A 24,271-nucleotide genomic window follows, 5' to 3' on the forward strand; every position below is an offset into this window, starting at 1 on the left:
GCCATTCCCGACGGCCATCGTACAGAACAAAAGTCAACCAGAAAGGGCGAAAAATAATCAGTTTTTTCACCGCCCAGCCCCTTCAATCATGGTCCACCCGGCGGTATCATTACCGCCCTTCGGATGCTGGATCGGTTACTTATTGAACAACCGCTCAGCCCGACCTTTGCTTAACCCGCTGTGACACGGACTCAGATCATGCTGCCAACGGCAAAAATCGGGCCGTACACCTTGCCCAACCCCTTGATTGTTGCGCCCATGGCTGGCGTAACAGACCGCCCCTTCCGTCTTTTGTGCCGGAGGTTGGGCGCAGGACTGGCGGTGTCGGAGATGGTCATAGCGGACAGCAAACTCTGGCATACGCGCAAATCACAGACCCGCCTGAACCATGAAGGCGAGCCTGAGCCCCGCTCGGTGCAGATTGCCGGCGGCGATCCGCAAATGCTGGCCGATGCCGCCCGTCAGAATGCGGAATTCGGCGCCCAGATCATCGACATTAATATGGGCTGCCCGGCCAAGAAGGTCTGTAACAAGGCCGCCGGTTCCGCCCTGATGAAAGATGAAGCCCTGGTTCGCGACATTCTGGAGTCGGTGGTTCAGGCGGTTGATGTCCCAGTCACCCTCAAGATGCGAACCGGATGGGACCGGGACAACCGCAACGCACTGGTTATTGCCCGAATGGCGGAGGATGCCGGCATTCAGGCAGTGGCCATTCACGGTCGGACCCGTGCGGACAAATACGAGGGCAATGCCGAGTACGACACCATCGCCGATGTGAAATCCCGCATCAGCATTCCGGTGTTTGCCAACGGGGATGTTACATCGCCTGAAAAAGCCCGGGACGTCCTTCGCCATACCGGCGCCGACGGCCTGCTGATTGGCCGCGCTGCCCAGGGCAGCCCCTGGATTTTCCGGGAAATCCGGCATTTCCTGGAAACCGGTAGCCACATGGCCGCACCGGAGCTTGATGAGGTCGAGGAAATTCTGACCGAGCATCTCCAGGCGTTGCATGCTTTCTATGGTGAGACCATGGGCGTGCGTATTGCCAGAAAACACGTGGGCTGGTACCTGCAGTCCCATGATCCGGGTAAACAGTTCCGCAAACGCTTCAACGCGATCGACGATGCGCTGGAGCAGAGAGACACGATTCAACGGTATTTTGCAGGCTTACGAAATGGAGAGGTATTCGCAGCATGAGCGCTGAGACTTTGGCAAACGACAACCTGAGCACCCCGGCCAACGATGATATCCATCAGTTGCAGACGGTGAACAGCAGCGGCAACACCGTCACCCTGCGCGACAGCGTTGAGGTCGCCCTGAAAAACTACTTCGCCCAACTGGACGGCGCTCCGGTGACCGAGGTCTACCAACTGGTGCTTTCCGAAGTGGAAGCTCCGCTGCTTGAACAGGTGATGAAATACACCCGCAACAACCAGACCAAGGCCTCCACCATGCTGGGCCTGAACCGCGGGACCCTGCGCAAGAAGCTGAAACAGTACGGTCTGCTATAATCCAGACACCCTGATTTGAAGAGGGCCTCCCGGACATCATTCGCGAGGCCCTTATTCGTTCATCTCCAGCGAAGAAAGTGACCCATGGCAAACCAGGCTAACACCTCCGTCCGTCGCGCCCTGATCAGCGTGAGTGATAAAACCGGCATCGTCGCATTCGGCCGTGCCCTGACCGAACGCGGCGTTGAGCTGCTCTCCACCGGTGGCACCTACCGTCTCCTGAAAGAAAACAGCATCCCGGTAACCGAAGTCTCCGACTACACCGGCTTTCCCGAGATGATGGATGGCCGGGTAAAAACCCTGCACCCGAAGATCCATGGCGGGATTCTCGGGCGCCGGGGCACTGACGATGCGGTGATGTCCGAGCATGGCATTAGCCCTATCGATATGGTTGTGGTCAATCTCTACCCCTTCGAGGAGACCGTTGCAAAGCCGGACTGTGATCTGGCGACCGCCATCGAGAACATTGATATCGGTGGTCCGACCATGGTTCGCGCTGCTGCCAAGAACCACAACGACGTCGCCATCGTGGTCAACGCCAGTGATTACAGCCGGGTCCTTAAAGAACTGGAGGCCAATGATGGCCAACTGAGCTACAGCACCCGGTTCGATCTGGCCGTAAAAGCGTTTGAGCACACCGCTGGCTACGATGGCGCCATCGCCAACTATCTGGGCGGCCGCACGCCGGATAACGACAACGCTGATTTCCCACGCACCTTCAACGCCCAGTACGTGAAGGTCCAGGACATGCGTTATGGCGAAAACCCGCATCAGCGCGCCGCATTCTACGCCGAGCGCAACCCCAAGGAAGCCTGCGTGGCCACGGCCAAACAGCTTCAGGGCAAGGAGCTCAGCTACAACAACGTGGCCGATACCGATGCCGCCCTGGAATGCGTGAAGCCTTTCGCGGATCCGGCCTGCGTGATCGTCAAACATGCCAATCCCTGTGGTGTGGCGATCGGCGCCGATATCCGTCAGGCCTACGACCTGGCGTTCGCCACCGACCCCACCTCGGCGTTTGGTGGCATCATCGCCTTCAACCGTGAGCTGGATGCGGAAACTGCCAAAGCCATCATTGATCGCCAGTTTGTGGAAGTGATCATCGCGCCGACCGTTGCTCCGGAAGCAGTGGAACTGGTAGCCGCCAAGAAGAACGTGCGTCTGCTTGCGTGCGGCGAGTTTGACGGCGACCGTGCCCGCTCCATGGATTACAAGCGCGTGACCGGTGGTCTGCTCGTTCAGGACCGCGACCTGGGCATGGTGGCCATGGAGGACGTCAAGGTGGTCACTGAGCGCCAGCCCTCCGAGCAGGAGCTCAACGATCTGTTGTTTGCCTGGGAAGTGGCCAAGTACGTCAAATCCAACGCCATTGTCTATGCCAAAGCCGGTCGCACCATCGGCGTCGGCGCTGGCCAGATGAGCCGTGTCTACAGCGCGAAGATTGCCGGCATCAAGGCTGCTGATGAAGGTCTGGAAGTGAAAGGCTCAGTGATGGCCTCCGACGCCTTCTTCCCGTTCCGAGACGGCATTGATGCTGCGGCAGCTGCGGGCATCACCGCCGTGATCCAGCCCGGTGGCTCCATGCGCGACCAGGAAGTGATCGATGCAGCCAACGAGCACGGCATCGCCATGGTCTTCACCGGCATGCGTCATTTCCGCCATTAAGGGAAGGTTTGGGAGTGTCGGATTACGCCTGCGGCTAATCCGACCTACGAACTGAAGCACGAATACAGTAGGTCGGATTAGCCAACGGCGTAATCCGACAAAACAGGAATACGCTCATGAATATTCTCGTTATTGGCTCCGGCGGCCGCGAACATGCCCTGGCCTGGAAAGCCGCGCAATCCCCCAAGGCAGACCGTGTTTTTGTGGCGCCCGGCAACGCCGGCACGGCACGGGAAACCGGCCTGGAAAATGTCGACATCGACGTGATGGACCTGGACGGCCTCGCCAACTTCGCCGCCACCAACTATGTCGGGCTTACCATCGTCGGCCCGGAAGCGCCGCTGGTCGCAGGCATCGTCGACAAATTTGAGCAGCGTGGCCTGAGGGTTTTCGGCCCGAGTGCCGGCGCTGCCCAGCTTGAGGGCTCCAAGGCTTTCACCAAGGATTTTCTGGCGCGCCACAAAATCCCGACAGCCGGCTACAGCAACTTCACTGATGTGGAAGAAGCCCTGGCCTATGTTCGCCAGCAGGGCGCTCCTATCGTCGTCAAAGCCGATGGCCTGGCTGCCGGCAAAGGCGTGATCGTTGCGATGACCCTGGAAGAAGCCGAAGATGCAATCCGCGACATGCTGGCCGGGAACGCGTTTGGTGATGCCGGTAGCCGTGTCGTCATCGAAGAGTTTCTGGAAGGTGAAGAAGCCAGCTTTATCGTGATGGTGGACGGCGAAAACGTTCTGGCCATGGCCACCTCCCAGGATCACAAACGGGTGGGCGACGGCGACACCGGTCTCAATACCGGTGGCATGGGCGCCTACTCGCCGGCCCCGGTGGTGACCGCGGATGTTCATCAGCGCATCATGGATGAAGTAATCTATCCGACCGTGCGCGGCATGGCGGCCGAGGGCCATCCCTACAAGGGGTTCCTCTACGCCGGCCTGATGATTGACAACAGCGGCACCCCCAAGGTGATCGAGTTCAACTGCCGTTTTGGCGACCCGGAAACCCAGCCGATCATGCTGCGGATGAAGTCGGATCTTGTGGAACTCTGCGACGCGGCCATCGACGGCAAGCTCGACCAGTGCGATTCCGAATGGGATGACCGCGCCTCCGTCGGTATCGTGCTGGCAGCCGGTGGTTACCCGGGCAGCTATAACAAGGGCGACGCCATTTCCGGCCTGCCAGACACCGAGACCGAAGGCGAGAAAGTGTTTCACGCCGGCACCCGTCTCAATGGCGACCAGGTGGTTACCAACGGCGGTCGGGTGCTCTGCGCAACGGCGCTTGGCAACACCGTTACCGAAGCCCAGAAACGGGCCTACGAGCTGGCCTCCAGGATCCAGTGGGATGGCGCGTTCTACCGCAAAGACATCGCTTTCCGTGCCATTGCCCGGGAGCAGTCCTGACGCCTGGCCTGAACCAGTCCTCGAAAACGCAGCCCGGTCATTGACCGGGCTTTTTTATGGAGTAATGTAAGCGCCTCGCAACGGATGCCGATGAGCCGCCCGACAGGAGCCCCAGATGCAACGCTCTCTATCACTGAACCTTGTTTTCATACTGACTGCCTCACTGCTTCTGAGCGCCTGCTCACGCCAGGGCATTTACGAGACAGCCATCGGGCTTGAGCGGTCCTCCGCCGGCCTGGAAGCGGATACCGTGATGGTTGATGACCTCGAGATCGCCTATCTGAGAAATCATCAGGCGGTTGATGGCGACACCATCGTGATGATCCATGGCTTCGGGGCCAACAAGGACAACTGGACCCGCCTGGCCGGGCACCTGACCGACGACTTCAACGTCTACGCGATCGATTTGCCGGGGCATGGCGAGAGTAGCAAGCCGCTGGACATCGGCTACCGCCTGGAAGACCAGGCCGGCTACGTTGCCCGGATTATGGAGACGCTGTCGGTCGAAAACGCCCACATCATGGGCAACTCCATGGGTGGTGCAATTACCGCTCTGTACGCGGCCAGTTACCCGGAAAGAGTCAAGTCAGCGGTACTGTTCGATCCGGCCGGCATTCTGGAATACGAGAGCGAGCTGGTGGATCTGGTGATGGATGGCGACAATCCCCTGATCCCGAAGCAGCCTGGTGATTTTGAACGGCTCATGGATTTTGCGCTGGAGAAAAAGCCTTTCGTGCCCTGGCCGATCATGGGTGTGATGGAGGAGCGCGCCATCGCCAACCGGGACGTCAACGAGGTTATTTTTGCAGCCATTCGTGATGCCGGCTTCGAGTCGGACTTCCGCAATGCCATTACCCGTATCCAGGCCCCGGTTCTGATCATCTGGGGTAAGGAAGACCGGGTGATCAACTACAAGAACGGCGAGGTGTTCGCCGCAGCAATCCCGGATGCCAAGCTGGAACTGATGGAGGGCATCGGCCACGCACCGATGGTGGAGGCTCCGGAAGAATCCGCAGAGCTGTTCCGGGCGTTTATCGGGCAACCTGTCAGGTGAGTCTTAGTTAAAGGAATACGCCAGCATTCCACCTTCAGCGACTACAAGGGCACGGCAAAACAGGGTAGCCTAGCAACCATTGTGCTTTCGACGTCTGAACTGATACCCCATGCCTGAAGCGATCTGGATTACCTTTGCCTTCGGTCTTGGCCTGCTGGTCAAGCTCGTTGGCCTCCCCCCTCTTGTTGGCTATCTGGCTGCCGGCTTTGTGCTAAGTGGCATTGCCGAGGCGACCGGCGTCGTGATTGAGGCGACCGACGTTCTCCAGCACATCGCGCACCTTGGCGTGCTCCTCTTGCTGTTCACCGTGGGGCTCAAGCTGAAGCTCCGATCCATCGTCAGTCCGGAAGTGATTGGCGGCAGCCTGCTGCACTTTGGCATCACCTGCGCGGTATTCACCCCCGGTGTCTACCTGCTGATGGACCTCGATTGGTCGACCGCGCTGATGCTGGCCATCGCCTTGTCATTCTCGAGCACGGTGCTGGCCGCCAAGGTTCTTGAATCCAAACGGGAACTGCGGGCGTTCCATGGCCGGGTCGCAATCGGCATCCTGATCATGCAGGATCTGATCGCCCTGGTTGTCATGAGCCTGGCCGCTGGTAAAACACCCTCCGAATGGGCCCTGATTGTATTCGGACTTCCCCTGCTTCGCCCACTGCTGTTCCGGTTGCTCGATGCCAGCGGCCACGACGAACTGCTGGTGCTCCTGGGACTGCTTCTGGCACTCGTTGTCGGCGGGCTTGGCTTTGAGGCCGTCGGCCTCAGCTCGGAGCTCGGCGCGCTGGTTTTCGGTGCCATGCTGGCAAATCACCCCCGGTCACAGGAACTCTCCAAGTCGCTCTGGAGCGTCAAGGAAGTGTTCCTGGTAGGCTTCTTCCTGCAGATTGGCATTGGCGGTCTGCCCGACGGGGATGCGCTCATTTTCGCGATCATTGCTGGGCTGGTGCTGCCGCTGAAGGGCATCCTGTTCTTCTTCCTGCTGCTGGCCTTCCGTTTACGGGCCCGCAGCGGCTTCCTGAGCGCCCTGGCGCTGACCAACTACAGCGAATTCGGCCTGATTGTGGCAAGCGTTGCCTTGCCGGAGTGGCTGGTGCCTCTGGCGATCTCGGTGTCGCTGTCGTTCCTGGTTTCGGCCCCGATCAACCGGTTTGCGCACGGCCTTTATGAACGCTACTCCCAGGATCTCAGCCGCTTTGAAGGCAGCAAACATCATCCCGATGAACAACCGATTTCCCTCGGGGATACCCGCGTCCTGATAATGGGCATGGGGCGGACAGGGACCGCAGCCTACGACTGGCTCTGCGAGGATCAGCCCAAACTGATGGGGCTGGATTCCGACCCTGCGAAAGCCAGTCAACACCAGAAAGAAGGTCGCAACGTGGTTTTTGCTGATGCCGAGGATGCGTCCTTCTGGAACGGGTTGCACATGCCTGCAGTGCAGTCGGTGATCCTGGCAATGGGTGACATAGAAGGCAAACTGATCGCCGCCCGAATGCTGCGCAAACTGGGTTTCAAGGGTTTTATCGTGGCCCACACCATGTATGAAGATGAGGCGAAACAGATCCGGGAAGCCGGGGCCGATGAAGCCTACCTGACCATGAGTGAAACCGGCGTGGCCCTCGCCAGCCACCTGATCGATAAAAAGCCCGCCAAACCATCCCTGGTTGTCGGCAAACCTAATTAACTGTATCGGCGATTACAGCCGACGTTCAGGGCTTTCGAGCGCGCAGGTTCGAAAACCAGTGTATACGTCGTTCCGGAGCGGGAGATAGGCCTGCCGATAGGTACCCCGGATAAGGCAGGATGACGTTGCACAACTGCCGCCCTTGGTGACTTTGTGATCACCGAACTGAAGGGTGGACATGAAAGGGTACATATCCACTTTGAAACCGTCGTAGGGCAGGAACTGATCGCCGGTCCACTCCCAGACCGTGCCAGTCATCTGCCGGCAGCCGAACGGACTGTCACCCGCAGGAAAGTCGAACACCGGGTTCTGCGCCATGGCGCGCCCGTTGAGATCCGCCAGCTGTTCGGTCGGCGCCGAGTTGCCCCAGGGAAAACGCCGGAAGGGCTCGCCCGGGCGATTGCCCAGAGCCGCCACTTCCCACTCGTATTCCGTTGGCAGCCGACGCCCGGCCCAACGGCACCAGGCCTCCGCCTCCCAGAACGTCACGTGAGTGACCGGTGCATCCGGATTGAGCGGCTGCCAGCGATCGAACACCCGCTCCTGCCACTGCTCATCATGCCAGCGCCAGTAAAGCGGGTGGCGGGGCGCCCGTAAAAGAGGCTCGTCACTGCCGTGAACCAGGGCAACATCGGTTTCGGTCTGGAGCCATTTCCGCCCGCCAAAAGACCAGAGCTCTGGCCGCCGATAGCCACCGTCTTCCACAAACTGCATAAATTCCCGGTTGCTGACCAGACATTTTGAAATTGCGAACGATTCCAGCTTCACGGTAAACCAGGGCTTTTCATTGTCGAAGGCAAAATCGTCACTGGCGTACTGCCCGGACTCACCCGGCATCCCGATCAACCACTCTCCTGCCGGAACATAGGCGTCTCCCTGATGCGAGTCACCTGGCGCCGGTCGGTAAAAATCAGTACCCGGCGGAGCCGGGTAGCCGACGGTCTGACGGCACCAGATCATAGACTCGATGTGCATGTTCTGGTGGTAGATTGCGTAGCGGTAGAGGTAACGGGCCTGGTCGGTTAACGGTTGCTTCTCGATCCGCTCGGCCACGCGATCATAGATGAGATTGAAATAGTCGAGGGTTTTCTGCCGCCCGGGAAACAACTCCCGGTTCCATCGATCCCGGTGTTCGATGTGGAACGAATCCCACAGGTCGTCCATGGCAGGATCATGGCTCGGTGTGCCATCCAGCAGGTTGAAGACGAAGACTTCGTAAAAGAAGGCCGCATGCCCCATTTCCCAGAGCGGTGGATTGACGCCCGGATGGTAGGGAACGTCCAGCGCGGTCTCGGGAAGAGAACACACGAGAGTCTCGGTTCGCTTCCTTGTCCATTCAAGCTGCTCCAGCAATTCCGACTTTGCCAGATCGATTTGCTCAATCACTGTCATCGTGCCAGTCACCCATCAAAACAGATGAGTAACAGCATAACAGAGAGTACAGACACCGGTTAAACGGCGTCACGCCCAGACCGCCAGAATGACCGGCACAGCTACCACGGTCACGAGGAGAGACAGCGGCAGCCCCAGCCGCCAGTAGTCCCCAAAGCGATAACCTCCGGGCTCCATAACCAGAGCATTGGATTGATGCCCTACCGGGGTCAGAAAGGCGCAGGAGGCGCCAACCGCCACCGCCATCAACATGGCATCGGCGGCAATGCCAAGCTGCCCGGAAAGACTCAAGGCAATCGGCGCAACCAGGATGGCCGCTGCCGCGTTGTTCACAACGTTCGACAGCAGCATTGTGCCCGTGAGGACAATGGTAACAACCACCCAGGCATCGCCTCCGGAGCCCAGCATCAGCATCCAGGACGCGATCAATTCTGCCCCACCGGTAGTCTCGAGGGCCTGCCCCACAGGAATCATGGCGGCCAGCAGAACGATAACGGGCCAGTCAATCGCCCGGTAGGCTTCCTGGTTGCTGAGAACCTTGCTGAGAACCATGACCACGGCGCAGGCGACCAGCGCGACGGGGGGCGATAACCAGCCAACCACAATCAATGCTATGGCGGCGATAAAAAGGCCGCCAGCCAGAAGGGAGTTGCGCTCCCTGCCAAACCGGAGACCCCGCTCGGCCAGGGGCAGGCAGCCGAGCCCCTGAAGCGTGACACGCAAGGTTTCCTCCTCGCCCTGGACCAGAAGGATGTCGCCAGCCTGAAACCGAATATCACCCAGACGTCGCTGCAACCGTTGACCCTGACGCGCAATCGCAACGATGTTGAGACCGTTCTGCTCGCGAAGATTGAGCCTGTTGGCGGTTTTTCCGATCAGCCCCGATTCCGGCGTGATGACCGCTTCGATCAAACGCACGTCGCCCTCGGACAGGGACTTATCGCCCGGCTTTCCCGACTCTGTTTCGTCCTGATCGGACGCCTCTGAAGAGGCCTCCTCCACACTCGCCAACTCGAGCCCGGTGCTGTCCAGAAAGTCCTGCAAGGCATCGGTATCCGCTTCCACCAGGAGCAGATCGTCGCCGCGCAGTACGGAGAACGTTGAGGGTGCCAGCGACCGCTTGTCATCCCGGATAAGCGCCAGAACCACCACGTCCTTCTCGGCATCCGCGCGCGTCAGAAGCCCATGAAGGGTTGCCCCGACGTGGGAGGAATCCTCCGGCACCCGAAGCTCGGTAACATAGTCGCCCACACTGAACAGCTTGCCACCGTCGTCGCGCTTACCCCGCCGCGGCGTCAGCCGCCACCCGACCAGCGTGATAAAGCCGATGCCTGCCAACGTAATAGCAAGGCCCACCGGTGCGAAGTCAAACATGCCGAAAGAACCAGCTTCCCGATAACTGGCAATGATGATGTTCGGAGGCGTGCCAATCAGTGTCATGGTTCCCCCGAGCAGGGAACCAAATGCCAGGGGCATCAGCAGCAGCGAGGGCGACCGCCCGGCCTCCCTGGACATCCAGACCGCCACCGGCATCAACAGTGCGAGTGCACCAACGTTGTTGATAAACCCCGAGCAAAGGGCCACCACCGAAGTCAGCATCAGCACCTGCAGCGTGGGCCGGTGCCCGACCTTTCCAAGCAGCCTAGCCAGGCGGTCAACCACACCGCCGTTGACCAGCCCCTGGCTGATCACCAGAACCGCCGCCACCGTGACAACCGCGGGATGGCCAAAGCCGTCGAACAGTTGATCCACAGGCACGATCCCGGCAATCGAGACAGCAAGAAGCGCGATCAGGGCGACCAGATCGAACCGAATCCGGTTCCAGACGAACAGCACCAGAGCGATACCCAGTATCGAAAAAACAATGGCCTGATCCGTGTTCAACACCTTCCCTCCGGTTGGCACCGAGCTTGTTTCTCTTCAGGTTACAGTATCGAACACATCACGAGCGATACACCAAATATCCTCGCCTCAACGAAAAAACCCCGCCGAGGCGGGGTTTTTGTGGCTTCCGGATTACTCCAGAAGAGACAACTGAACTGTTCTATTAACCGAACTGGTTCATGGTGTTGTCTTTACCACCGGCCTTCAGGGCCGCTTCACCAGCGAAGAATTCCTTGTGGTCGTCACCGATGTTGGAACCAGCCATGTCCTGGTGCTTAACGGTGGCGATACCCTGACGGATTTCCTTGCGCTGTACGCCTGCAACGTAGGCCAGCATGCCTTCGTCACCGAAGTAGCCCTTGGCCAGGTTGTCGGTAGACAGGGCCGCAGTGTGGTAGGTCGGCAGGGTGATCAGGTGATGGAAGATACCCGCTTCACGAGCGCCGTCGCGCTGGAAGTTGGCAGTCCACTCGTCAGCCAGCTGACCCAGCTCGGTGTTGTCGTACTCTTCGCTCATCAGCTTGGCGCGGTCGTAGGCAGAAACGTCCTTGCCTTCTTCCTTCCATGCGTCGAATACCTGCTGACGGAAGTTCAGAGTCCAGTTGAAAGACGGGCTGTTGTTGTAAACCAGCTTGGCGTCGGGAACCACTTCCTTGATGCGGTTAACCATGGCTGCAATCTGGCCAACGTGCGGCTTCTCGGTTTCGATCCACAGCAGGTCAGCGCCGTTCTGCAGGCTGGTGATGCAATCCAGAACCACACGGTCTTCGCCAGTACCCGGCTTGAACTGGAACAGGCCAGACGCCAGACGCTTCGGACGAACCAGCTGACCATTCTGCTTGATCACAACGTCGCCGTTGTTGATGTCTTCTGCCTTCTCGATCACTTCACCGTCGATGAAGCTGTTGTACTGGTCGCCCAGATCGCCCGGCTCGTTGGTCACGGCGATTTTCTGAGTCAGGCCAGCGCCCAGGGAGTCAGTACGGGCAACGATAACACCGTCGTCCACACCCAGCTCCAGGAACGCCAGACGAACGGCGTTGATCTTGGACAGGAAGTCGGCGTGGGGAACAGTTACCTTGCCGTCCTGGTGACCACACTGCTTCTCGTCAGAGACCTGGTTCTCGATCTGGATGCAGCAGGCACCGGCTTCAATCATCTGCTTGGCCAGCAGGTAAGTCGCTTCGGCGTTACCGAAACCAGCGTCGATGTCAGCGATGATCGGAACAACGTGAGTTTCGTGGTTGTCGATCTGCTTGATCAGCTCTTCAGCCTTGGCGTTGTCGCCGGCATTCTCGGCTTCTTCCAGGGCACGGAACAGGTGGTTCAGTTCCCAGGCATCCGCCTGACGCAGGAAGGTGTAAAGCTCTTCGATCAGGCCAGATACGGCAGTCTTCTCGTGCATGGACTGGTCAGGCAGCGGACCGAACTCGGAGCGCAGTGCAGCAACCATCCAGCCGGACAGGTACAGGTAACGACGCTTGGTGGTGCCGAAGTGCTTCTTGATGGACAGCATCTTCTGCTGACCGATGAAGCCGTGCCAGCAGCCCAGGGACTGGGTGTACTGGGAAGTGTCCTTGTCGTAGTTCGCCATGTCTTCGCGCATGATCTTGGCGGTGTACTTGGCGATGTCCAGACCAGTCTTGAACTTGTTCTGGGCGCGCATGCGAGCGGCGTGCTTCGGGTTGATGGCGTTCCAGGTCGGGTGCTGCTTCAACAGGGAAGCGATCTGGTCAACGTCTTGTGCGTAGGGCATGGTCTCAATCCTTTCTACGTTGGTTTTCTAAGTCGATGCGGAGAAGCGTACAGCCACTTCCGAAGCCAACAACCTGCTCACTTTTTGAGCGAAGCGCTGACGTTGATGGTTACTTTAGTGGTTTCAAATTTATAATTGAAATTTATATGATCTATTTTCGGCATTTTCCTGGTGAATGGTAAGAGCCCCTTATTCTTGAGTTGGATCAACATCGGAAAAGTGGCTATTGTTACTGTTACCAGTGAGCAAGCATCACCCGACCCCATCAGGCGCAAACAGTGTTCTACCTGCGAGCTTTCAGCCACTCCCTTGTGCATGCCCTGAAGAACCTGTTTCCGATCATCGCCGTCGTTGTCTTCTTCCAGCTTGTTATTCTCCGGCAAATGCCGGACAACACGTTTGCGATGGCAGCGGGTCTGCTGATCGTGGCTGTCGGCGTTGCCTTGTTCCTCCAGGGCCTTGAGCTGAGCATCTTCCCGGTTGGCAAAAGTCTGTCCAATCAGTTTGCCCGCAGGGGCTCTGTGCCGGTTCTGCTCTCGTTCGGCTTCGCAATGGGCTTTTCTGCGGTGGTGGCAGAGCCGGCACTGATTGCCGTGGCCCAGCAGGCGGAGGAAATCAGCGAGGGCAAGATAAAGGCCCTGACACTCAGGATACTGGTGGCCGTTTCCGTTGGCCTCGTCGTTGCCCTGGGCGTGTTCAGAACCATATTTGGTTACCCGCTGCACTGGTTCATGATCATCGGTTACATCGTGGTGGTGATCATTACCTGGTTCGCGCCACCCGAGATTGTTGGTCTTGCCTACGATTCCGGTGGCGTGACCACCAACATTGTCACCGTTCCCCTGATTGCCGCCCTGGGCATTGGTCTCGCGGCTTCCATTCGGGGTCGAAACCCCCTGTTGGACGGCTTCGGACTGGTTGCCCTCGCGGTGATGGTTCCCATGATTACCGTTCAGCTTTACGGGATTTTCGTCTATTCCGGTGTGACAACCGATCCGACCACGGTGCCAACCCTGGTACACAATGGAACCGCCGATCAGACTCCCGTTCTGCTGACGATGCTGCTCGATCTTGCCGGCATGATCCGGGATGTACTCCCCATCATTATCACTATCCTTTTTTTCCAGTACCTGGTGTTGCGCCGGGGGCTGACCAACCCGCGCAAGATCCTGTTCGGGTTTGCGCTGGTGGTGCTGGGTCTCTATGCCTTCGTGGTCGGCCTGAAACTCGGCCTGTTCCCGATCGGCACCAGTATGGCCCGGCAACTGATGGGCATGGAGGGCTTCGTCTTTGTCTATCTCTTCGCCTTCATGATCGGGTTCGCCACCACCATGGCCGAACCCGCGTTGATCGCAATCGGACATCAGGCGGAACAGGCGGCGGCCGGCACCATAAACGGCAACGCCATCAGGATTATTGTGGCGGTCGGAGTCGCCGTTGGAATCACCCTTGGCGTCCACCGGATTATCAGTGGCGATTCCATTCACCATTACATCATTGGCGGCTATATTCTGGTCATTATCCTGACCGCGCTGGCCCCGAGATATATCATCCCGCTGGCGTACGATCTTGGCGGCGTTACCACCTCCGAGGTTACCGTACCTCTGGTAACCGCACTGGGTATTGGTCTGGCCAGCAACATTGAAGGCCGTAACGTGCTGATCGACGGATTCGGCCTGATTGCCTTCGCCTCCATCTTTCCGATCGTGACGGTGATGAGCTACGCCATCATTGTTGAAATGCTTGCCAAGCAGAGGAAAACAGACTCATGAAATTTTCGGTTCTGGTAGCAATTGTTCCAGAGGATCAGGAGCAGGACTGCGTTAATGCCGCGAGAGACCTTGGCGCCGGTGGTATCACGGTGATCCCCGGCCGCGGCATCAGCAACACCGCGAAGAAAACCTTCTTCGGCCTGACCTACGACGGCAGCCAGAGCGTTCTGCTGATGGTGCTGGAGAAGGGCCTCTCGCTCGATATCCTGAAAGTTATCCAGAAAATTCTCATGCCCGACCATAAAGATTCCAGGGGACTGGTGTTCACACTTCCCCTCGAACACCTCGGCGGGATCGACATGTCCCAGGTCGCAAAATTCGAACAACATCTGAAAGATTCACTGTAACCGGAGAACAGCCATGAAACTGGTCAAAGATGTGATGGTGCGGGACGTAATAACCATCTCTCCGTTTGCCAGCATCCGTGAGGCGCTGTCACAGATGAAACAGCACTCTGTAAAATCGCTGGTGGTGGAGAAAACGAGCGAGCACGATGCCTGGGGCCTGATCACCTATACCAACGTGCTGAAAACCGTTATCGCGGAAGACGGCGACATCGACCTTTTGAACGTTTACGACGCCTGCGCCAAGCCTGTCATCAGCGTTGGCGAGAATCTGAACGTCCGACACGCCGCCAGCCTGATGAGCAAATACCGGGTAAAGCGCCTTCTGGTGCTGGCCGACAATGACCTGAAAGGCTTCGTTGTCATGGACGATATCATGGCGGCCCTGCTCGACAGCATCGACTGACCCGCAATCAGGTCAGGCAAAGCACGACCAGCCGGTCACCCGGCTGCAACTCGAGGTAGTCTTTGCGGGGCGGGTTCAGTTGCAGGTGGCGCCCGCTTTCATTGGCACGGTGCCGAAATATCCCGAGCGCCAGCTCACCTTCGGAGGCCACCGTCTTTTCCAGCACCTGAAACGTTGCACTGGCGGGCAAAGGGTAATCCGCCGGATCCCGGAACTGGATCTCGGCACCGCCAACCGTGAACAGTTCATCCAGCACGATGCGGAGCTCCCGCCGCAACGCCACCTGGGCCAAAACATGACTCAGAATCATGGGGCTGATCATCATCTCACTCTGGTGTCCATCCAACAGGTGCCGGTTGTCAGGATCGCTCAGTTCCATAATCAGCTGTGGCCTTCGGGCAGAATCGGCCAGGATGTCCTCAAGCTGGAGATAACCCACCATTGCCCGGGCATCGGCCTCTTCGCCTGAGGCCAGTCGGTCGCTGCTCAGCAGGATCACGGTATCGTAGCCCGCCGGCCCAATCCGGCGCAGCTCCCCCTCCACCATGTAGTCCGCCTCGAGATGTCGACAGGTCAGGCGTTCGGCATTATTAACGTACTGGGCAATGGCCTGTTCCCGCTCGATTTTCGGAACCACGGAAACCAGATCCACTTCAAAATGACGGTGTCCGTAGCTCAGGAATTCCGCGATCAGGCTGGGCACCCGTCGGTTCCAGCCCAACACCAGAACCCGGTGATTCATCTGGGCGGCGGGCCGGTCAACGCGCACCGCTTGTCCTCTCACGAGCTCTGGCAAGGCTGCCTTTTTGGTATTTGGCTCCGTCTCGGAGTAATCCCGGGCCATGATGACCACCCGATCGGCCGATGCAATGGGTGAGTCTGAGGGCGCCAACAACTGGACGTCCCATCCTGAGCTGCCCGGCTTCAAAAGCCCCAGCACAATAACCTCGGGCCGGGCGGCTGCCAGCTCGCCCAGCGTCATGCCTGCCAGCGACTCGCCTCCACGGATATAGATCTCGTTCCCCTCACCGGCGGTGAGCAGTTCGTTGAACACTTCCGACAGGCCAGGATGAAGAATGTTCTGCACCATCAGGCGACTGATGGTGGCATCGCCAGCCACGACCTCCACGGCCCCGGGGTAGGCCCGCTCTATCACCGGGAGCTTGCGGACATCCTGGATCTCGGCCACCACAAACGGCAATGAAGACTGAAAATGCCTTGCCTGGGCGGCAATGGAAAGCAGCGCCTTGACCGTTTCCACATCCGACGTCACCAGGCTGCCAGCCTCATGGGCTGCGCTGGGAACGATGACCGCAGCAGCCTCCAGGCAAGCCACCCGATGCAGGGCATCCGGCTGGATTGCCGACCCTGAACGCAGGATGATCTGGCGGGCTCTGCGCCCGATACCCGGCTCGCTGCGCAGCTCATGCACCTGGGCCGCAGAGGCGTCTTCCGACAACACGACAAGGTTCAGCTTCTGGGCATCGTGTTTTTCCAAAAAACGTTTCATCCGGCCACTGGAGCCCAACAACTCGGATAGCAGCGGCAAAGTCTGACTGGTCCAGCCCAGCACCACCACATGGTTTTTAAGAGTCACCGGTGTGAGACCCCGCTCGAGGTCCGCCATTTTGGCAATCAACCAACGGGTCAGGATGGCCACCAGGGTACCCATGAACACCACATAGCCACTGATGGTCAGCAGGGTGGAGACGAAGCGCTGCCAGGTCCCTACATCGTCCCCAAGGTAGCCGGGATCGGTCAGCCTCAGGAAAGCCCACCAGATGGCCGAGCCGGGCTCTTCGAAGTCCCCGCCCTGAGGAACCACCAAAAGGCCGCCGATCAGCGAGATCAGGCCGATAAACACAGCGACCACAAGAAGCTGAAACCCCGCTCCCTTTACGAGTTGGCGTTCCAGTATGAATTTCACTCGGTCGATCAGCCGGAAAGGCAGCATGGTATTCCTCTTTTTCGGAGTATTCTCACCGCCTAAGGGTAAACCATCCGGAAATTTTAAGAATCAATGTCTTAACTGGAGGGCTGATCAAATTCAGGTGCGGGTTGACTGATCAGGCGTAAGGCGTCTTCCAGTGAAGAAGTATAGCGGCTAACGCCGGGCACCGGCTTGACACCGGCGCGGGCGAGGGTTCTCAACGGCTGGAACTGGAGATCGGCAATGACCATCTGCGTGCCGTCCCGTTCACAGGTGGCGACGAGCTTGTTCAGGGCTGACAGCCCCCCGGCATCGAGAATCGTAACGCCGTCCATGTAGAGAATGAATCCCCGGGCATTCCGGGACAGCACCGCCAGCTCCCCGAAAATCCGGTCGGCTGCAGCAAAAAAGAGTGGGCCATTGATCTTGAACACCTGCCAACCCTCGGGCAGAGGGGAGCCAGCAATTCGCTTGCTGAGGGTAATATCCGTGACCCTGGTCATCTGCGCCATTTCCCGCATGAACAGGACCGCCGCCAGCAAAACCCCGGTGGTGATGGCAATCACCATGTCCAGCAACACCGTGAGCGAAAAGCAGGTGACAAAAACCAGAATGTCGCTGCGTGGAGCCGTTTTCAGCAGGTGCAGCGACTTGGGCGCCTCACTCATATTCCAGGCCACTATAATCAGAAGAGCCGCCATGGCTGGCATGGGCAGATACGCCAGAAGGCTCGCCAGTGAAACCAGCGCCAGCAACACCACCAGAGAATGAACCATTGCGGAGACCGGCGACTCGGCGCCGGCGCGGTAATTGGCGGCCGAGCGAGCAATGGCGGCCGTCGCGGTAATACCGCCGAAAAACGGCGTGATGATGTTGCCAAGGCCCTGCCCCATCAGCTCGCTGTTGGCGCTGTGGCGCTTGCCTGTCATGCCATCAAGCACCACGGCACACAGCAGGGACTCGATGGCACCAAGCATGGCGATGGCAAAGGCTGCCGGCAGCAGATCCCGGACCAGAGACCATGACAGTCCAACAGGTTCGCCCGATGCCCCGGCCCGCTGCCACGGCCAGGCGAATTCCGGCAAGAACGGCGGAATACCCGCCCCCTTGGTGCCGTCCGGCAAGAGATAACTGAATCTTGAACCAATGGTATCGATAGCAGCACCCTGGGCATTCAACCAGAGTGCAAGCAGGCTTCCGATCACCACGGCCGGCAGATGCGGGGGCACCGGGGTTTTCAGGCGTGGCCAGAGCAGCATGCAGGCAAGGGTGACACCGGCCACCAAGGTACTCATACCATCAAATTCCGGCAGCCCACCTGCCAGCATGGCCAGCTTGTCCCAGTAATGCTCGGGCATATCGCTAACCTGAAGGCCCAGAAAATCCCGGATCTGCAGGGTAGCAATCACCACTGCGATCCCCCCGGTAAATCCCAGGGTTACCGATTCTGGAATGTACTCGATAAAACGACCCAGGCGCATCAGGGCCATCAGAATCAGCAAAACGCCCGACATCAGGGTCGCCAAAAGCAGACCACCCAGTCCATAGCTCTGGGCGATGGGGTACAGAATGACAACGAAAGCAGCGGTAGGGCCGGAGATGCTGAACCGGCTGCCACCGGTCAATGCGATCACGAACCCGGCAATAATGGCGGTGTAGAGGCCGTACTGGGGTGCAACACCACTGGCGATCGCCAATGCCATGGCCAGGGGTATGGCAATAATGCCCACCGTCAAACCGGCCATCACATCGCGCAGGAAACGGCGGCCCCGGTAGGGCTCATCAATACACGCTTCCCGGAATGCGTGGGCCATCCGGAGAGAAAAAAGGTGGGCACGATGCGGCATGAGTGACTCGTTAATTGCAACTTTTAACGACTAATTATATGCTCATTATATCTACATTCAATGTTAATATGGTTAACATCATCGAAAGCCACCCGAGGTAAAGAAGAACCCAATGGAAAACCGCACTGCCCGCCTGACGTTACTGATCGATCCCGAGAAAAAGGCCGCCTTTGAAGAACTGTGCAAGCAGGAGGATGTGACGCCATCCCAGAAGGTACGCCAGTTTATTCGGGAATACGTGGAAGAAAGACTGGGATCGGACTGGCGGGAAGAGCGTAAAAAGAAATCCTGACGGGGTTCATTGCGTAAAGACTATGATGAAACCTATCGCGCCAATCCTGCTGTTTGCCACTCTGTCTGTTATGAACGGGTGCACTTCATCGAAAGCCCCCGACACGCTGAATACGGCTCCGCAAACCCAGTACGATGCCCTGCTGGTAAACCCGGCAAACAAGACCGCCCTGACTCCGGAAGAACTGGCGCAGCAACTGGCCGACGTCGATGTTGTGGTTGTCGGGGAATACCACGGGCACCATGGCTCACACCTTCTGCAATCCCGGCTTCTGAGCGCCCTGTTTCGGCTGCGGCCGGAGCAGATTCTCAGCATGGAGCAGTTCAACCTGGATCGTCAGGACGAGTTGAACCGTTATCTGCGGGGAGAGACTGGCGAAACCGAAATGATCGAAGACGCCGAAGCCTGGGACAATTACCGTGCCTCCTATCGTCCATTGGTGGAGTTTGCACGCCGGCACGACCTTCCGGTGATCGCCTCCAATGCGCCGGCCGACGTGGTCCGCTGCGTTGGCCGCAAGGGCCCGGGCTATCTTGACCGTATTTCAGACACCTTGAGACAGAAATTACCCGCCACTCCCTTCATGGACACCCCGGAATACCGGGAAAAGTTCATGGCGGCCATCGGTGCCAGCCACCAGGCAGACGACACCATGAGCGAGCGTATGGACAACACCTACAAGGCCCAGTTGCTCAGGGACAACACCATGGCAACACGTATTCTTCAGGCGCGGACAGAGCACCCGGAGCACAAAGTACTGCACGTGACTGGCACCTTTCACAGTGAAAATGGCCTGGGCACCGTGGCGCTTCTGAAACAGCGCGCGCCGGAAATCTCGGTTGCCGTCGCAAGCCCGGCGTTCTGGCCTTCGGACGTCAACGAAGCGCCCCTGGAGAATAATCGCGCCAAGGGTGATTTCATCTACTTTATCCAGCCTCTGCCCGACGAATTCCGGGACGCCCAGCGGGAACGTGAGGCGATGACAGCCCGCTTTCGCCGCTCGACCGACAAAAGTTGTGACTGAAACGGCCGGCTACCGGCCTGACAGGCCCGATTCCAACTCAAGAGCCTGTTCAAACACCTTCCGGTCCTCGTCGCTGAACAGCACAAACCGGACAAGGCGAACAGAGTTGAGCTCCGCCAGCGTGTCAGACACCGCCTTCATGGCCACTGCCGCCGCATCCTGCAGTGGATAGCCGAAAACCCCGGTGGAGATGGCAGGAAAAGCGATGGAAGTCAGCTTATGCCGATCTGCCAGCAACAGGGCATTTCTGAAACACTCGGCCAGCAAACGGTCGGATGGCTCGTCGACCCCGTAAACCGGCCCCAGACAATGGATTACGTGCTGGTTTGGCAGCTCGTGAGCCGAGCTTATGGCTGCCTGCCCCGGCCTGATCGGCGCCAGAGCCCGGCATTCCTCTGCCAGCCCCGGTCCGGCGGCGCTGTGTATGGCGCCTGCCACGCCACTCCCTGGCAACAGTTCGGCGTTGGCGGCATTGACGATCACATCCATATCCTGCTGTTCAGCAATGTTTCCTCTGATGCACTCAACTTTCACAACCGTCATGTTTCCTTCCTTTTCGCTTGGGGCGTGAAACGCTAATCTTGACCATGACCTCAGGATAGCAGCCAGACACCGGACGCTTTCCGGAACATTCCGGTGACGTAACACAGGGACACCCCATGAAACTTTTTGCCTCAGTGATTCTCGGCGTCAGTGCCATCATTTCTGCCGCCCTGATTGGCAATGGCCTGACGGATCTGCGTACCGGCGACCGCTACGTGACCGTTAAAGGCGTGGCTGAACGGGAAGTGAATGCCGGTCTGGCCTTGTGGCCCATCCGCTTTGTCGCCACCGGCGCCTCACTGAGTGAGGCCCAGGAAAGAGCCAGAAGCAGCCGGGACGCGATCATGGCGTTCCTCAAACTGCAGGCCATTGACCAGAATGCGGTCGAACTCCAGCGCCTGGATGTCACCGATACCCGGGCCAACCCCTACCAGCCCAACAACGGAGAGCAGAAGTTCATCATCAGCCAGACGCTGATGGTGCGCAGCACAGACATCGACCGAATCCGGCAGGCCGCCCAGGGTGTCAGTGAACTGGTGGACTCCGGAGTGGTGCTGTCTTCGGACTACGGCCCGTCCGGCCCGACCTACGTATTTAACGGGCTCAACGACATCAAGCCGGAGATGATTGCCGAGGCCACTGCATCGGCCCGGGAAGCTGCCGACCAGTTCGCCCAGGATGCGAAAGCGGAACTCGGGGGGCTGCGACGCGCCAATCAGGGCGTTTTCCAGATTCTGGCCCGGGATCAGGCGCCGGGCATCATGGAGCAGCAACAGCCGGTAAAAACCGTTCGGGTAGTCTCAACCGTCGAATATTACCTTCGGTAGGCCGACCGCCTACTGCGTGGCCACCATCTCATCGGTCACCTGATATTCACCCGCCAGCCAGCGCAGAATCTCGTTGGCTGCAGGGTGCTCAAAGGCATCGTAGGTATGCTGAAGGCTCTGGCGTTTTTCATCACTGATCCGGCCCAGGCCAGCGTCCTGTAGCACCAGCAAATCCGCATGCAGCTGCGTTGCCAACTCCCTGCCCAGCACCTCGCGGGCGACATGGCGGAACGCCTGTGCATATTGATAAGAGGGCCCCAGGCGGTAGGACTCCGCCAGCGTGATAGCCGGGATGGCCGTCAGCGTTGGCTGTAGGGCCGGATTGATACCATGGCCGGCAAGGTGCGCCGCGTTGGCCGCCGGTCGCCCGGTGAAGGCTCGCAGGTGCAGATGTTGCGACATCCGGTCGCCGTCGTTGACCGGGTAGTTGTCCCAGAGCACCGGCTTGCGGCCAAGCAGGTCTCCGACACGTTTCAGATGGCCGGGTGACACTTCCCGGGAACACACTTCCTCTCCGGTCCAGAACACGTCCACCGAGAGGTCCAGCTTGCGCCCGAGCGTCTCCAGATAATCCGCCGGACGCTCCCCGAACACGCGGTCGAGAACCGGATCATCGGAATAATAGCTGGGACAGACGCTCAGCTGTTTGATCGAGGTGCGGTCACGGACCCAGTGCACAATGTCCGCCTGGGTACCAGCAAGGTCCGGAGTGTCTGACCGCATGTCATCGAACAGAATCGCCAGCTCATCTATTCCAATGCGCTCCAGCAGGGCGAGTTTTTCTGCCAGCGCCGCCCTGGCCTCGTCGTCAAACCGGTTGAACACCTCGAAGGGACTCAGGCCGACACCAAAACGAACGCCTTCGCTACGGCAAAAGCGCGAGAAATCGGCCAGCTCCGCGGCCATCGCCGGCGGGTGCGGCTGCTGCCACTTGCGACGCAGAAAAACATCGGCCTTCGGGGCATAGAGATAAAATCCGTAACCATGGGGCGCCAGGGTGCGAACCAGTTGCCGCCGCTCCTGCCAGGTCCACATGGGGCCGTAAAATCCTTCAATAATACCGAGTTTCGTTGCCATGGCCGATTTCCGCTCCGCTGGTTCCCGGGCCCGGTTCAGGTACCCTGTAACCTCCAAGTTTGACTAGACTTACCGGTAAAGCCAACTACAACCGAACTGCCCGACAAGGAGCAACTCAATGGAAATTAAGACGTTCGAGGACCTCATCGAGTGGACGAGGCAACTGCACGCGCATCTTGCAAGGTGCCTGAAGGAGTCCGCCAAGCTCAACAACGACGAGCGAGCCAGCGCCCTGCTCGACTATGTGGCCAGTCACGAGAACATACTCGAGAAAACCGTGCAGGAATTCGAGAAACAGGCTGACCCGAAAGCCCTGAAAACCCGCATGTACGACTACCTGAACCACAAACCGATCAGGGCCAGTGCAGACTCCTACACGCACTACGCCTCAATGAGCTTTCAGGATATTGCCAGGGAGATTTTCCAGTTCCATGACCAGGTCATGGATCTCTACGACTCTCTTATTGGCAAGGCTGAGATTCCCGAGGCCAAGACCTTGCTTGAGGATCTCCTCAGCCTTGAGGAGCATGAGGCTATGCGCCTGTCGAGCCAGATCAGCCGCATGGACGACCTCTGATCCGCCGTACGACCAAGGTCGTACACCAAGCGGTTTTTGATTTCGTTTGTTAACGATAATTGCTAACGTGAACTAGCATTAAGAGTGATTTTCCCCAAAAGGGGGGACGCTCGACCCACAAAAAAGATAAGAGGATAGAAGAGCAATGAAGATCCGTTCTGTTCTTTCCGCGGCTGTGCTGGCTGTGGCAACAACCTTTGCCTCCTCGCAGGCGCTCGCCCAAGACACCTTCACACTCCGCCTCGCAGAAACCTGGGGGCCAAACTTCCCGATTTTCGGTGACACCACCAAGCGCTTCGCCGAAACCGTCGAGAAAATGTCTGACGGACGCCTGAAAGTCCGCATCGATTCCGCCAACAAGCACAAAGCCCCGCTGGGCGTGTTTGATATGGTCAAGGCTGGTCAGTACGACATGGGCCATTCCGCATCCTACTACTGGAAAGGCAAGGTTCCCGAGACCCTGTTCTTCACCAGCATGCCGTTCGGCATGATTGCCATGGAACAGTATGCGTGGTTCTATCATGGCGGTGGCATGGAGCTGATGCAGGAAGTCTACGAGCCGCACAACATGCTGTCGTTCCCGGGTGGTAACACTGGCGTTCAGATGGGTGGCTGGTTCCGCAAGGAAATCAACTCCATTGACGACCTGAAGGGTCTGAAGATGCGCATCCCAGGCTTCGCTGGTGAAGTGTTCGCAGAAGTTGGCGTTAACCCGACCAACATCGCTCCGGGCGAGCTTTACACTGCCCTGGAACGTAACACCATCGATGCCGTTGAGTGGGTAGGTCCTGCCCTGGACTTGCGTCTTGGCTTCCAGCAGATCGCCGACTACTACTACACCGGCTGGCATGAGCCTGCGACCGAGCTCCAGTTCCTTGTGAACAAGCGCGTTTGGGACAAGCTGCCGGCGGACCTGCAGGAAATCATGCGCGTTGCCATGCGCACTGCTTCCTACGACATGCTCGTTCAGTCACAGCACGCTAACGCTGAAGCCTGGGCCAACATCAAGGAAGAGTATCCGAACGTACAGATCAAACAGTTCCCGGATGACGTGTTCGACGCCATGTACGCTGCCAACAAAAAGCTGCTTGACGAAGCCGCCGAAGGTAGTGAAATGGCTGCGAAGATTATCGAATCCCAGCAAAACTACCTTGAGAAGAGTCGCGCCTACACAGACATTTCTGAGCGCGCCTACCTCAACACCATGGCCGAAGTCGAGTAAGATATAGGCTGTAACGGAGCCGGGATCGCTCTTTGAGTGATCCCGGTTTTGTCGTTTATAG

Annotated in this window: 21 protein-coding genes; 14 read left to right on the forward strand and 7 right to left on the reverse strand. The window is 58.5% G+C overall.

The features are described 5' to 3' along the window. Positions 1-198: 198 nt before the first annotated feature. From dusB to J3362_RS09935, 6 genes are all read left to right on the forward strand, one after another. Positions 199-1,197, forward strand: a complete 999-nt coding sequence (gene dusB / locus J3362_RS09910; protein ID WP_014578431.1) for a tRNA dihydrouridine synthase DusB — start codon at positions 199-201, stop codon at positions 1,195-1,197. Next, positions 1,194-1,511, forward strand: coding sequence for a DNA-binding transcriptional regulator Fis (gene fis / locus J3362_RS09915; protein ID WP_008170934.1), 318 nt, complete (start codon positions 1,194-1,196; stop codon positions 1,509-1,511). Before dusB ends, fis begins: the two co-directional genes overlap by 4 nt. Positions 1,512-1,595: 84 nt before the next feature. Further along, a complete protein-coding gene (purH, locus tag J3362_RS09920; RefSeq protein WP_349519408.1) occupies positions 1,596-3,176 on the forward strand; it encodes a bifunctional phosphoribosylaminoimidazolecarboxamide formyltransferase/IMP cyclohydrolase in 1,581 nt (526 codons plus the stop codon). Positions 3,177-3,292: 116 nt separating this feature from the next. Then, complete coding sequence (gene purD, locus J3362_RS09925; protein ID WP_349519409.1) at positions 3,293-4,579, forward strand: phosphoribosylamine--glycine ligase; 1,287 nt, start codon at positions 3,293-3,295, stop codon at positions 4,577-4,579. A 115-nt stretch (positions 4,580-4,694) separates the two neighbouring features. Next, on the forward strand, positions 4,695-5,633 hold the full coding sequence (locus tag J3362_RS09930; protein WP_349519411.1) for an alpha/beta fold hydrolase: 939 nt from the start codon (positions 4,695-4,697) through the stop codon (positions 5,631-5,633). A gap of 109 nt (positions 5,634-5,742) precedes the next feature. Next, a complete protein-coding gene (locus J3362_RS09935) occupies positions 5,743-7,317 on the forward strand; it encodes a cation:proton antiporter domain-containing protein (protein ID WP_349519412.1) in 1,575 nt (524 codons plus the stop codon). Between the two features lie 12 nt (positions 7,318-7,329). Here the strand turns inward: J3362_RS09935 and senA are convergent, their stop codons facing one another. The 3 genes from senA to J3362_RS09950 form a co-directional block, all read right to left on the reverse strand. Continuing rightward, a complete protein-coding gene (gene senA / locus J3362_RS09940) occupies positions 7,330-8,709 on the reverse strand; it encodes a selenoneine synthase SenA (protein ID WP_349519414.1) in 1,380 nt (459 codons plus the stop codon). 69 nt (positions 8,710-8,778) lie between these two features. After that, complete coding sequence (locus tag J3362_RS09945; protein WP_349519415.1) at positions 8,779-10,593, reverse strand: SLC13 family permease; 1,815 nt, start codon at positions 10,591-10,593, stop codon at positions 8,779-8,781. A gap of 163 nt (positions 10,594-10,756) precedes the next feature. Beyond that, on the reverse strand, positions 10,757-12,349 hold the full coding sequence (locus tag J3362_RS09950; protein WP_349519416.1) for an isocitrate lyase: 1,593 nt from the start codon (positions 12,347-12,349) through the stop codon (positions 10,757-10,759). A gap of 278 nt (positions 12,350-12,627) precedes the next feature. On the opposite strand from J3362_RS09950, the gene J3362_RS09955 reads away from it, so the two are divergent. The 3 genes from J3362_RS09955 to J3362_RS09965 are packed head-to-tail and all read left to right on the forward strand — an operon-like array spanning position 12,628 to position 14,871. Further along, positions 12,628-14,121, forward strand: a complete 1,494-nt coding sequence (locus J3362_RS09955; protein ID WP_349519418.1) for a DUF1538 domain-containing protein — start codon at positions 12,628-12,630, stop codon at positions 14,119-14,121. Next, positions 14,118-14,468 (forward strand): transcriptional regulator, encoded by a 351-nt coding sequence (locus J3362_RS09960; RefSeq protein ID WP_349519420.1) that lies wholly within the window; start codon positions 14,118-14,120, stop codon positions 14,466-14,468. Before J3362_RS09955 ends, J3362_RS09960 begins: the two co-directional genes overlap by 4 nt. Positions 14,469-14,481: 13 nt before the next feature. After that, a complete protein-coding gene (locus tag J3362_RS09965) occupies positions 14,482-14,871 on the forward strand; it encodes a CBS domain-containing protein (protein WP_349519421.1) in 390 nt (129 codons plus the stop codon). A gap of 7 nt (positions 14,872-14,878) precedes the next feature. On the opposite strand, the gene J3362_RS09970 is transcribed toward J3362_RS09965, so the two are convergent. Both J3362_RS09970 and dauA read right to left on the reverse strand, forming a co-directional pair. Then, entirely contained in the window at positions 14,879-16,825 is a 1,947-nt protein-coding gene (locus tag J3362_RS09970; RefSeq protein ID WP_349519422.1) for a CASTOR/POLLUX-related putative ion channel, read from the reverse strand. A 71-nt stretch (positions 16,826-16,896) separates the two neighbouring features. Continuing rightward, positions 16,897-18,648, reverse strand: coding sequence for a C4-dicarboxylic acid transporter DauA (gene dauA / locus J3362_RS09975; RefSeq protein WP_349519424.1), 1,752 nt, complete (start codon positions 18,646-18,648; stop codon positions 16,897-16,899). Positions 18,649-18,760: 112 nt separating this feature from the next. On the opposite strand from dauA, the gene J3362_RS09980 reads away from it, so the two are divergent. Next, positions 18,761-18,940, forward strand: coding sequence for a ribbon-helix-helix protein (locus tag J3362_RS09980; RefSeq protein ID WP_349519426.1), 180 nt, complete (start codon positions 18,761-18,763; stop codon positions 18,938-18,940). A gap of 22 nt (positions 18,941-18,962) precedes the next feature. Continuing rightward, complete coding sequence (locus J3362_RS09985; protein WP_349519428.1) at positions 18,963-19,964, forward strand: ChaN family lipoprotein; 1,002 nt, start codon at positions 18,963-18,965, stop codon at positions 19,962-19,964. Positions 19,965-19,973: 9 nt separating this feature from the next. Here J3362_RS09985 and J3362_RS09990 read toward each other — a convergent pair whose 3' ends face one another. Further along, entirely contained in the window at positions 19,974-20,507 is a 534-nt protein-coding gene (locus J3362_RS09990; protein ID WP_349519430.1) for a macro domain-containing protein, read from the reverse strand. Between the two features lie 116 nt (positions 20,508-20,623). Here J3362_RS09990 and J3362_RS09995 point away from each other — a divergent pair, with 116 nt between their 5' ends. Next, positions 20,624-21,334, forward strand: a complete 711-nt coding sequence (locus J3362_RS09995) for an SIMPL domain-containing protein (protein ID WP_349519432.1) — start codon at positions 20,624-20,626, stop codon at positions 21,332-21,334. Between the two features lie 9 nt (positions 21,335-21,343). Here the strand turns inward: J3362_RS09995 and J3362_RS10000 are convergent, their stop codons facing one another. Further along, entirely contained in the window at positions 21,344-22,411 is a 1,068-nt protein-coding gene (locus J3362_RS10000) for a beta-N-acetylglucosaminidase domain-containing protein (protein WP_349519434.1), read from the reverse strand. Between the two features lie 118 nt (positions 22,412-22,529). On the opposite strand from J3362_RS10000, the gene J3362_RS10005 reads away from it, so the two are divergent. Both J3362_RS10005 and J3362_RS10010 read left to right on the forward strand, forming a co-directional pair. After that, on the forward strand, positions 22,530-22,988 hold the full coding sequence (locus J3362_RS10005) for an ATPase (protein ID WP_349519436.1): 459 nt from the start codon (positions 22,530-22,532) through the stop codon (positions 22,986-22,988). A gap of 145 nt (positions 22,989-23,133) precedes the next feature. Further along, positions 23,134-24,210 carry a TRAP transporter substrate-binding protein gene (locus J3362_RS10010; RefSeq protein ID WP_349519438.1) on the forward strand — a complete coding sequence of 359 codons (1,077 nt, stop codon included), beginning with the start codon at positions 23,134-23,136 and terminating at the stop codon, positions 24,208-24,210. Positions 24,211-24,271: the final 61 nt, after the last annotated feature.

Source organism: Marinobacter sp. NFXS11, assembly GCF_040148675.1.
Lineage (GTDB): Bacteria > Pseudomonadota > Gammaproteobacteria > Pseudomonadales > Oleiphilaceae > Marinobacter.

Bases quoted from the DNA above. Each gene is read 5' to 3' on its own strand.
- dusB (WP_014578431.1), top strand. From the start codon at position 199: ATGCTGCCAACGGCAAAAATCGGGCCGTACACCTTGCCCAACCCCTTG.
- fis (WP_008170934.1), top strand. From the start codon at position 1,194: ATGAGCGCTGAGACTTTGGCAAACGACAACCTGAGCACCCCGGCCAAC.
- purH (WP_349519408.1), top strand. From the start codon at position 1,596: ATGGCAAACCAGGCTAACACCTCCGTCCGTCGCGCCCTGATCAGCGTG.
- purD (WP_349519409.1), top strand. From the start codon at position 3,293: ATGAATATTCTCGTTATTGGCTCCGGCGGCCGCGAACATGCCCTGGCC.
- J3362_RS09930 (WP_349519411.1), top strand. From the start codon at position 4,695: ATGCAACGCTCTCTATCACTGAACCTTGTTTTCATACTGACTGCCTCA.
- J3362_RS09935 (WP_349519412.1), top strand. From the start codon at position 5,743: ATGCCTGAAGCGATCTGGATTACCTTTGCCTTCGGTCTTGGCCTGCTG.
- senA (WP_349519414.1), bottom strand. From the start codon at position 8,709: ATGACAGTGATTGAGCAAATCGATCTGGCAAAGTCGGAATTGCTGGAG.
- J3362_RS09950 (WP_349519416.1), bottom strand. From the start codon at position 12,349: ATGCCCTACGCACAAGACGTTGACCAGATCGCTTCCCTGTTGAAGCAG.
- J3362_RS09960 (WP_349519420.1), top strand. From the start codon at position 14,118: ATGAAATTTTCGGTTCTGGTAGCAATTGTTCCAGAGGATCAGGAGCAG.
- J3362_RS09965 (WP_349519421.1), top strand. From the start codon at position 14,482: ATGAAACTGGTCAAAGATGTGATGGTGCGGGACGTAATAACCATCTCT.
- J3362_RS09970 (WP_349519422.1), bottom strand. From the start codon at position 16,825: ATGCTGCCTTTCCGGCTGATCGACCGAGTGAAATTCATACTGGAACGC.
- dauA (WP_349519424.1), bottom strand. From the start codon at position 18,648: ATGCCGCATCGTGCCCACCTTTTTTCTCTCCGGATGGCCCACGCATTC.
- J3362_RS09980 (WP_349519426.1), top strand. From the start codon at position 18,761: ATGGAAAACCGCACTGCCCGCCTGACGTTACTGATCGATCCCGAGAAA.
- J3362_RS09985 (WP_349519428.1), top strand. From the start codon at position 18,963: ATGATGAAACCTATCGCGCCAATCCTGCTGTTTGCCACTCTGTCTGTT.
- J3362_RS09990 (WP_349519430.1), bottom strand. From the start codon at position 20,507: ATGACGGTTGTGAAAGTTGAGTGCATCAGAGGAAACATTGCTGAACAG.
- J3362_RS09995 (WP_349519432.1), top strand. From the start codon at position 20,624: ATGAAACTTTTTGCCTCAGTGATTCTCGGCGTCAGTGCCATCATTTCT.
- J3362_RS10000 (WP_349519434.1), bottom strand. From the start codon at position 22,411: ATGGCAACGAAACTCGGTATTATTGAAGGATTTTACGGCCCCATGTGG.
- J3362_RS10005 (WP_349519436.1), top strand. From the start codon at position 22,530: ATGGAAATTAAGACGTTCGAGGACCTCATCGAGTGGACGAGGCAACTG.
- J3362_RS10010 (WP_349519438.1), top strand. From the start codon at position 23,134: ATGAAGATCCGTTCTGTTCTTTCCGCGGCTGTGCTGGCTGTGGCAACA.